The organism is Mycobacterium sp. (assembly GCF_049280035.1).
In the GTDB taxonomy this organism is placed as follows: Bacteria; Actinomycetota; Actinomycetes; order Mycobacteriales; family Mycobacteriaceae; genus Mycobacterium.
Genome location: NZ_JBAPPI010000348.1, coordinates 1 through 8992, shown reverse-complemented (window position 1 = coordinate 8992; position 8992 = coordinate 1). Strand labels below are relative to the sequence as shown.

Here is an 8992-nt window from a genome sequence, read left to right as displayed (position 1 = left end):
CAGTTCCACTGGGCGAACATCGCCATCAGTGCAGGCACCATCACCAGTCGCACCACCGTGGCGTCCACCGCGATCGCGACCGCGCACGCCACCCCGATTTCGGCCACCAGGGGCATACCGGCGAAGGCGAAACCGATGAACACCGCGATCATGATCAGCGCAGCACTGGTGATGGTGCGCGCGCTGGTGCTCACGCCGTAGGCCACGGCGTCGTGGGTGTGACCGGATTGCAGGAACCGTTCCCGGATTCGGGTCAGCAAGAAGATCTCGTAGTCCATCGACAAGCCGAACGTCATGGCCAGCACCAGCGGTGGAACGGTGGAATCGATCGAGCTGATCGGCGCGAACCCCAGCTTCTCCAGCCAGCCCCACTGGAAGACCATCACCAAACTGCCGTAGGCCGCGGCCACCGACAACACCGTCATCAACACGCCCTTGAACGCCAAGAACACCGACTGAATCGAGATCAGCAGCATGACGAAGGCAATCAGTGCGACGAAAATCAATACCAGCGGCTGGGTTCTGGCCACCTGGTCGTCGAAGTCTTTGATTAGCGCGGTTGGTCCGCCGACGTCCACCTGCGCGGTGCCGGCCCCCGCCGCCGCGGGTAGGTGGGCCCGCATCCAAGCGATACTGTTGCGCGCGCCCAGGTCCTCGGGATCCACCGACAGCACCCCGGACAATAGGGCGCTGGTGTTGTTGTCGGCGAACACCGGCGCGACCACCGACACGCTGGGGCCGGGTGCTTGCGCCATCTCGTGACGGATCGCCGCGAGTGTCTGAGCGTGCGCGGGCGCCGACGCGTTGCCGTCGGGGAAGGTCACCAGCACCTGCACCGGGCCCAGCGCGCCGGGACCCAGCGCCTCGGCCGCCGCCGACACCCCGGCGCGAATCTCATGTGATGAGTCGAATTGCCGCAGCAGGCTGTTGCCCAGCACCATCGATAGGGCCGGCACCGCCATGGTGATGAGAACAGCCGACGCTGCCATCGCCGACGCCCACGGCCGGCGCATCACCCAGCTGATCCAGCGACTCCAGAACCGCGACTGGGTCGTTTCGGGTCGCCGCGACCAGTGCAGCGCTGCGGATCTCTTGGCGGCGGCCCGGCCGAACGTCGCCAGCACCGCCGGTGTCATGGTTGTCGAGGTCAGCATCGCGACCGCCACCGCGAGGATTGCGCCGGTGGCCATTGACGCCAGCGCTGGGGTGTCGATCAAGTAGATGCCGGTGAGCGAGGCGACGACGGTCATCCCGGACAGCACCACGGCGAGGCCGGACGTCGCCATCGCCGCGTCCGTCGCCTCTTGGGGCTGTCGTCCGGCGCGCAGTTCCTCGCGGAAGCGCATCAAAATGAACAGCGAATAGTCGACCGCCAGCGCGATGCCGAACATCGACACCGTCGAGGTCACGAACACCGACATCGTGGTGTAGGCCGACAGCAGATAAACCAGTCCCATGGTGATGGCGACGGTGCAGATGCCTAACGCCAGCGGGATCGCGGCGGCGGCAAGCGAACCGAACACCGCCAGCAACACAATCAGGATGATCGGAAGGTTCCAGCGTTCCGCCGCGGCGATGTCGTGTTTGGTGTTGGCCGCCGCGGCCGTGCTCAGCGCGCCCTGACCGATGACATACAGCCGGACCCTGCCATTTTCCATCTGTCCCGGCCGATCGCCCTGGACGCCGACCTTTGTCCGAAGCTTCTTGGCGGCGTCGCTGGCGCTGCTGTTAGTCGAGGAATCCAGGCGCAACGACACCACATACGGCCGATCGGGCTGTGGCGCCGGCTCGGCCGGACTTTTCACCACCGCGACGTCGGTGACTTGGCCGGCGACTTGCTGCAGAAACGTGGCAGCGGCGTTCATGTCCTCATAGCTGGCATCCGCGCGTGGCGCCGCCACTAGAGCCAACGGTGACGTGCCTTGGTCTGGGTAATGCCCCTCGAGCTCGTCATGTACGCGCAACGACTGGGATCCGGCCACCTCGAAGCCACCGCCGGTGAGGTGACCCCCCTGAGTCATCGTCAGGTAGATCGCGGGGATTAGCGCGAGCAACCAACCTGTGAAGACCAGCCAGCGGAATCTGCGCAGGTTGCTGCTTAGGCGCATCATGAAGTGCTGGATCGCGGTCTCCTGGTATCAGGTTTCGCGGCCGAGCCTACCCCAGCAAGCTATGTGGCGAGGTCGCTTTAATGCTCGCTGAGCTGCAACGACTCGGCAACGATGTGAGTGTTTGCGCCTCCGTGGTGGCGAGGCTGATCGAGTGTGAGCAGTTTCTTGTCGGCTGAACTGGCCGCGCCGTCGGAGTCGATGGCAGGATGGCCTCTGGGCCTTCGCCCGCAAGCCAATAAGGAGTTATGGATGACTTCCCTGACTGGGAGTACTGCAACGTTGCGCCGACGGCTGCTCGGCGTACTGACCGCCACCGCGTTGGGTGGTGGCACCGTGGTGGTGCTGCTGTCGGCGCCGTCGGCGGTCGGTGCGTCTGACCCCTGTGCTGCCAGTGAGATGGCGAGAACGATCGGCAACGTCGCCAGGTCGGCCGGCGATTACCTCGACGGGCATCCGGAGACCAACCAGGCGATGACCACCGTCTTGCAACAGCCGGCGGGGGCGCAGTCGGTCGACTCGCTGAAGAGCTATTTCAGTACAAACCCCAAAGCGGCCGGCGATTTGCAGACGATCGCGCAACCGCTTACGGGGCTGTCGAGCAGGTGCAAACTGCCGATCAGCCTGCCGCAGGTGCTCGGCTTCATGCAGGGCGCGCAGGGCGCGCTGCCGGGTGGGCTGCCCGGTGGCCTGCCGGCTGGTCTGCCCAATGCCGCGGCGCAGGCCATCTCTGGAGCCCAGGGCGCGGTGCCTGCGGGTGGGCTTCCGGCGGCGGCTCCGGCCGCACCCGGCCCGGCGATGATGCCGGGGCTGAGCGCCGTTAAGTAGTCGCCGGCTAGTTTTGGGTAGCGCCCCGGCGCTCGGGTAGCTCTGGCGCCTTGCCGGTTTCTGCGTCCAAATCCGGCGGCGGCACCGGACCTTGTAGCGCGGCGTCGGCCGCGCTACAAGGTCCAGTGGGTAGCGCCGCCGTGCCGTCCTTGAATTGTGCCGCTGCCGGGTCGCCGGGCAGCTCCATCGCGGCGGCTTCGTCGGTTTTCTCGCCGTCTGGGTCCGTTTCTGGGCCGGTTTCTGGGCCGGTTTCTAAGGCGTCGGGATCGACCTCGTTCTCGGTGCGGAACATGAAGAAGAACACCACCCAGCCGACGGCGGCGAGCAACAACCAGCTGATCAGCCGGTAGATCAACATCGCCGAAATCGCGCCGGACAACGGCAACCCGCTAGACACCAAACCTGGCACCAGCACCGCCTCCACGACCAACAATCCGCCAGGCATCAGCGGTATCGTGCCGACCGCGCGGGCGGCCGCACAGGCGACCGTCAACCCGCCGACCGAGGCGTGATACCCAGCCGCGTATGCAGCGAAGCCCAGGCAGGCGACGTCAGAGAAGCGGTTGACCAGCGACCAGCTAAACGCCGCCGCCAAGTCGCGACGGCTCAGGCTGACCGATTCAAGCTGCGAGAGCATCTGGCGCCACTTCGCCAGGCCGGTGTCGGCCGGCCGGCCACGAACGGAGTTGACCCACGACAACACCCGAGACCCGATCCCGTCGATCAGTTCCGGTCGCGACGCTACCGACTGGGCCAGCAGCAACAACGCGACGAAGCCGCCGAGCGTGAACAGCAACGAAAGCGGGTTGTTCTTCGCGCCGAGGAAGAATGCGCCGCCCAGACCCAGCAGTGCCAGCCCAACCGCTTGCAGCACACCCGACATCACCAGCTGCCACGACGCCACCAACGTCGACGCACCCCAAATCCGTTGCTGCCGAAGCAGAAACGTCGCGGCCAGCACCGGACCTCCGGGGAGCGTGGTGCTCAACGCGTTAGCCGCGTAATAGGCGGCTTCTGACCGCAATTCCTTGACGTGCACCCCGGCCGATGCCAACAGGGTCCGCTGCACCTGGGCGAAGCTGTGCATCAAGACGACGGCCGCCAGGGCTGAGGCCAGCAGCCACCACCACTTCGCTGAGTAGAGGCTCTTGGCGGCCTTGGCCAGTTGGTCCCATACCAGTGCCACCTCGACCGCCAGCACGATCGCGACGACGGCCAGAACGGCCCAACGTACCCACCAGTATTTGCCGCGGGCACGTTCTTCGTGCTGACCGTTGACGTTCCTGGCCGGTGCGTCGCTCGACACTGCTTTAGCGTAGCTGTGCAGGTCGCGCCGGGATCGGCGCAAGGCGCAGGTGTCCGCACTGTATTTGCGAGTGCCGACCTGCCCGCCGCGGTTAGGCTGGCGACATGCCGTCGAAGGCCGACGTGGATTACGAGGATTCCGTCGAACCTATCGTTCGGAAGGCCGCTGCCTGGGCCTGGCGGTTGTTGGTCATCCTGGCGGCGCTGGTCGCCCTGCTCTGGGTTATCAAGCGGCTGGAAATCATCGTTGTCCCACTGTTGCTGGCGTTGATGCTGAGCGCATTGCTGGTGCAGGCGGTGGATTGGCTGGACGAGCGGGGTGCACCTCGTGGCGGCGCGGTCGCCCTGGTGTTACTGGCCGGCTTCTCGATTCTGGGCGGCATCATGACGTTCGTCATCAGCCAGTTCGTCAACGGTTTGCCGGATCTGGTCAAGCAGGTCACCCGCAGCATCGATGAGACCCGCAATTGGCTGATCGAGGGGCCGCTGCACCTGAGCCGCCAACAGATTGAGAACGCCGGCAACGCGGCGATCCAAGCGTTGCAGAACAACCAAGCGAAGTTGACCAGCGGCGCGCTGTCGACTGCGGCCACCGTCACTGAGATCGTCACCGCGGCATTGCTGATGCTCTTCACGCTGATCTTCTTCCTCTACGGCGGGCGCAATATCTGGCAGTACGTCACGAAGATCTTCCCTACCGACGTCCGGGACCGGGTGCGCGCCGCGGGCAACGCGGGATACCGATCGCTGGTCGGCTACGTGCGGGCCACCTTCCTGGTGGCGTTGGTCGACGCGGCGGGAGTCGGCACCGGTTTGGCGATCATGAGCGTTCCACTGGCTCTGCCGCTGGCCTCGTTGGTGTTTCTCGGCGCGTTCATACCGCTGGTCGGTGCGGTCCTCACCGGTTTTCTCGCAGTGGTGGTTGCACTGCTCGCGAAGGGATTTGTCTACGCGCTCATCACACTTGGCGTGCTGATCGGTGTGAACCAGCTCGAGGCGCACATCCTGCAGCCATTGGTGATGGGCCGTGCGGTGTCGATCCATCCGTTGGCAGTGGTGGTGGCGATCTCTACGGGGGGTGTGCTCGCCGGGATCGTCGGCGCGCTGCTGTCCGTCCCGACGGTCGCCTTCTTCAACAACGCGTTCCAGGTGCTGCTAGCAAAGGATCCGTCCGCCGCGGCGAAGGAAACCGACGGGGAGGGCTCGATCATCCAAGCCGAACCGGACGAGCCGGAAAGCGAAACCGAGGACTAGAGCTACATCCGGCCTTCTCGACGTAGCAAATCCGCAGCGCTGAGCCCGCCGCCGCGACGCTGACGGGTCCGATTGCCGTTGTCGGCGTCGTTTCCGCGGGCGTTCATTTTCTGGGTGGCCACGTCGGGGTCCTTCTCCTCCCGCGGAGGGGTCGGGATGGCGGTGGTGGCATCGTCCTCAGCGGTGGGTTGTTGACCCGAAGGGCGCTGACCCGGAACCGGCATTGCCCGGGTCTGATCGGCGGACGGTTCCGACGGCGGTGGAGTCGGCTGCGATCCCCGCAATTCGCTGAGCCAGGACTCGATTTCGCGGTCTTCGCCGCGGGGCGGTTGGGCCCCCGGCGGAGGAGCGGCGGGCGTGGGTGGGCGTTCGCGCCCGGGGCCGGGAGCCGGCGCAGCGTTCTGCTGGGCCGAGAAGCGCGTCGTCGGCGGCTCTTTGGGCTCCGGGTGCCCAGGTGCGCGCATCTTCGTGGTACCGGTGGCCGAGGGCGTGTCCTGAGCCGGCGGCCGGTATTCCGGCCGAGGGGCCGGCCCAGCCGGCCTGCCTGGCCTTTGGGGAACGGGCGGAGCCTCCGCGCCGGGGTGAGTGGGGTCGTGCGGTGGACGCGGTTGTGCGGCGACGGTGGGCCGTGCGGCGACCGCCGGACGCTCGGCGCGGGCACGGGGGACGGGTCGCTTGCGCTCGTCGGGCAGGTGAATCTCGCCGAGCCCCAAGCGGTTCTGCAGGCGTTTCATCCACATCGGGGCCCACCAGCAGTCGTCGCCGAGCAGCTTCATCACCGACGGCACCAAGAACATCCGGACGACGGTGGCATCCAGCAGCAGCGCCGCCATCAAACCGAACGCCAGGTATTTCATCATCACCAGATCGGAGAACACGAACGAGCCGGCGACCACGGCGAGGACCAATGCGGCCGCGGTGATCAGGCGACCGGTGGTCGCAGTTCCGATCCGGATGGCTTCGGCGGTAGACATGCCGCGTGCTCTGGCCTCCACCATCCGCGACACCAGGAACACCTCGTAGTCGGTGGCTAGGCCGAAACCGACCGCGACGACCAACGCTATGAGCACGACCATCAATGGTGTCGGCGTGAAATTCAGCCACTTCGCGAAGTGTCCGTCGACGAAGATCCACGTCAAAATGCCCATCGTTGAGCCTAGAGTCAACGCGCTCATCACCGCGGCCTTGATCGGCAGCACAACCGATCCGAATGCCAGGAACATCAACAGCATCGTCGTGGTGAGCAGAACCACCAGCATCAACGGAGCTTTGTCGAACAAGCTGTGGATGCTGTCCTGCTCAAGAGCCGGAGTGCCGCCGACCAGTAGGTTCAGCCCTTTCGGTGGCGTGATCGATCGCAATTCGGCGATCTTTTTGGCTGCGTCGTTCGGGTTCGCCAGACCGTTCTGGATCACTCGCACCGAGTCATCCTTGGGCTTGCTGGTCCCATTAGGTCCCGTGGCGCACGGGTTGCCCGCGATTGTCGGGCAGGTCCGCTCTTGCCAGGTCTTATCGGTGAACCCGCTGATCGAGGCGGCATCGTTGCGGATCTCGGCGACCTGCTGGTCGGTGACCTTGTTGTGGTTATTGCTCTCGATCACCAGCGTTAACTGGTTCGTTCGGTAGCCGGGAAAGAGTTTGTCGAAATTCTGCTGCGCCAAGCGGACCGAGTTGTCGGGCGGCAGATATTTCTCGCTCATACCGCCGAAAGAGAGGTTATGCAGCGGAATGACTAGCGCGAACATGGCGATAACGATCGGGATGGCAAAGACCAGCGGTCGTTTCATGACCAGGTTGACCAGCTTGCCCCAGAACCCGGCCTCGACCTCTTCGCGGGTTTTGGTCTTCTGCAGCCGATCCGCAAGCCAGCTCAGGTACGCCCGCGATGGCCTCCAGTTCGCTAGGAAGGGAACCCGGAACAGGGTACGCACGCCGAGGGCGTCGACGTGCCGGCCCAGGATCGCCAGGCAGGCCGGCAGCAGCGTGATCGACAGCACTGCAGCCAGCGTCACCGCCGCGATCAGCGCGTAGGTCAGCGACTTCACGAAGCCCTGCGGCAGCAGTAGCAGGCTGGCCCCCGAGGCGGCGATCAGCACAGCCGAGAACGTCACCGTGCGTCCTGCCGTCATCACCGTGCGGCGCACTGCGGCCTCGGTGTCGTACCCTTCGGCAATTTCCTCACGGAAACGACTCACGACGAACAGCCCGTAATCCACCGCGATGCCGAGACCGATCAGCGAGACCACCGGCTGGGCGAAAAAGTGAACGGGCCCAAAGTAAGCGATGAACCGCAGGATCCCGGTGGCTCCCGCGATGCTCAATCCGCCGACCATCACTGGCAGGCACGCGGCGACCACCCCACCGAAAACCAGGAACAACACCACCGCCACCAGCGGCAGCGCGAGAACCTCCATACGTCGTTCGTCGGTGGCGATGGTGCCGGTCAGCGCGCTCGCGATCGGCTCCAGGCCGGCGAGCTGGACATTGCCGCCGTTCAGTTTTTGAAGATCCGGCTCAATGCTTTTGTAATTGTTCAGGATGGTGTCGTCGTCATCGCCCTTCAACGGGATGCTGACGAAGGTGTGCTTGCCGTCCTCGTTCGCCATCCCTTTGATGACCGGGTCGGTGCTGGTGGGCGCGGCCAGCCAACCAGCCCATCCGACCACTTGCTTGGAATGGTCGTTTTTGAACGAGTTGAGTTCGCCGACGATCTTCTTCTGCCAGGCCGGGTTATCGGTGGTCTGGCCCTTGGGTGGGGTGAAAGTAGCCACGATGTGGCTGGTCCGGTCGCGGCCGTAGGTGTCGTCACCCAGCACCGATGCTTTGACGGACTGGCTGTTGTCGTCGTAGAAACCGCTCTGCGTGACGTGCTTGCCCAGGCTCGCTCCGAATATGCCGCCTATCAGGGACAGGCCCACCGTGACACCGATGACGATGTACCGGAAGCGGTACACCATTCGACCCCACCAGGCGAACACGTAAGCTCCTTACTGGATCTGCGGCGACCCGCGCATTGGTTTTAGTTGTCAGACACGCGAGGTCAGCAACGAAGACAACGGCCGGAACGGTTGCAGCCACGCCCCCTTCTCAGGCAGCGAATCGAGGCCGATTCGCGGCAGCGGCTCCCGGAAAACACCCGCGATGTCCTCCAGGTCAACAAACTCCAAGGTATCCGACGCTAACGCCCAACTCGCATGTTCGCGAAATCCAAGCACCTGAACGGGTACTCCACTGCGCGAGATTTCCTCAAGTGGTTGGCGGAAAGCCTGGCCATCGGCGGACGCCACCACCAGCGCCGCGAGGCCCTGGTGGCTCCGCTGCGCGATGTGGTCAAGCATGTCGCTGTCCACATCGCTGTCTTCGTCGAGTTTCGGCTTGGCGAAGACGGCAAACCCCACATTACGCAGCGCATCCACCCACGGCCGGACCACGTCGGCGCTGCCCGGCGCGATATTGGTGAAAACGGTGGCTTCGGGCTCGGCAGAAACCTCTTGTCC

6 protein-coding genes are annotated in these 8992 nt (G+C 64.9%); 2 read left to right on the top strand and 4 right to left on the bottom strand.

The genetic code is table 11. The annotated features are described in order from the left end of the window. Positions 1–2111 (bottom strand): MMPL family transporter (locus WAN71_RS11750; protein ID WP_422225493.1); only part of this gene is annotated, 2111 nt, incomplete at its 3' end. Between the two features lie 258 nt (positions 2112–2369). On the opposite strand from WAN71_RS11750, the gene WAN71_RS11745 reads away from it, so the two are divergent. Then, positions 2370–2936 (top strand): hemophore, encoded by a 567-nt coding sequence (locus tag WAN71_RS11745; RefSeq protein ID WP_422225494.1) that lies wholly within the window; start codon positions 2370–2372, stop codon positions 2934–2936. 7 nt (positions 2937–2943) lie between these two features. On the opposite strand, the gene WAN71_RS11740 is transcribed toward WAN71_RS11745, so the two are convergent. Then, the gene (locus WAN71_RS11740; RefSeq protein WP_422225492.1) at positions 2944–4242 is read right to left on the bottom strand and encodes a lysylphosphatidylglycerol synthase transmembrane domain-containing protein; all 1299 of its coding nucleotides are present in this window, start codon (positions 4240–4242) and stop codon (positions 2944–2946) included. A 104-nt stretch (positions 4243–4346) separates the two neighbouring features. Here WAN71_RS11740 and WAN71_RS11735 point away from each other — a divergent pair, with 104 nt between their 5' ends. Next, positions 4347–5495: an AI-2E family transporter gene (locus WAN71_RS11735; protein WP_422225491.1), complete on the top strand. Its 1149-nt coding sequence runs from the start codon at positions 4347–4349 to the stop codon at positions 5493–5495. A 2-nt stretch (positions 5496–5497) separates the two neighbouring features. On the opposite strand, the gene WAN71_RS11730 is transcribed toward WAN71_RS11735, so the two are convergent. Next, the gene (locus tag WAN71_RS11730; RefSeq protein ID WP_422225490.1) at positions 5498–8473 is read right to left on the bottom strand and encodes an MMPL family transporter; all 2976 of its coding nucleotides are present in this window, start codon (positions 8471–8473) and stop codon (positions 5498–5500) included. Between the two features lie 48 nt (positions 8474–8521). After that, positions 8522–8992: NYN domain-containing protein (locus WAN71_RS11725; RefSeq protein ID WP_422225489.1), on the bottom strand; the 471-nt coding region annotated here is incomplete at its 5' end.

Bases quoted from the DNA above. Each gene is read 5' to 3' on its own strand.
- WAN71_RS11735 (WP_422225491.1), top strand. From the start codon at position 4,347: ATGCCGTCGAAGGCCGACGTGGATTACGAGGATTCCGTCGAACCTATC.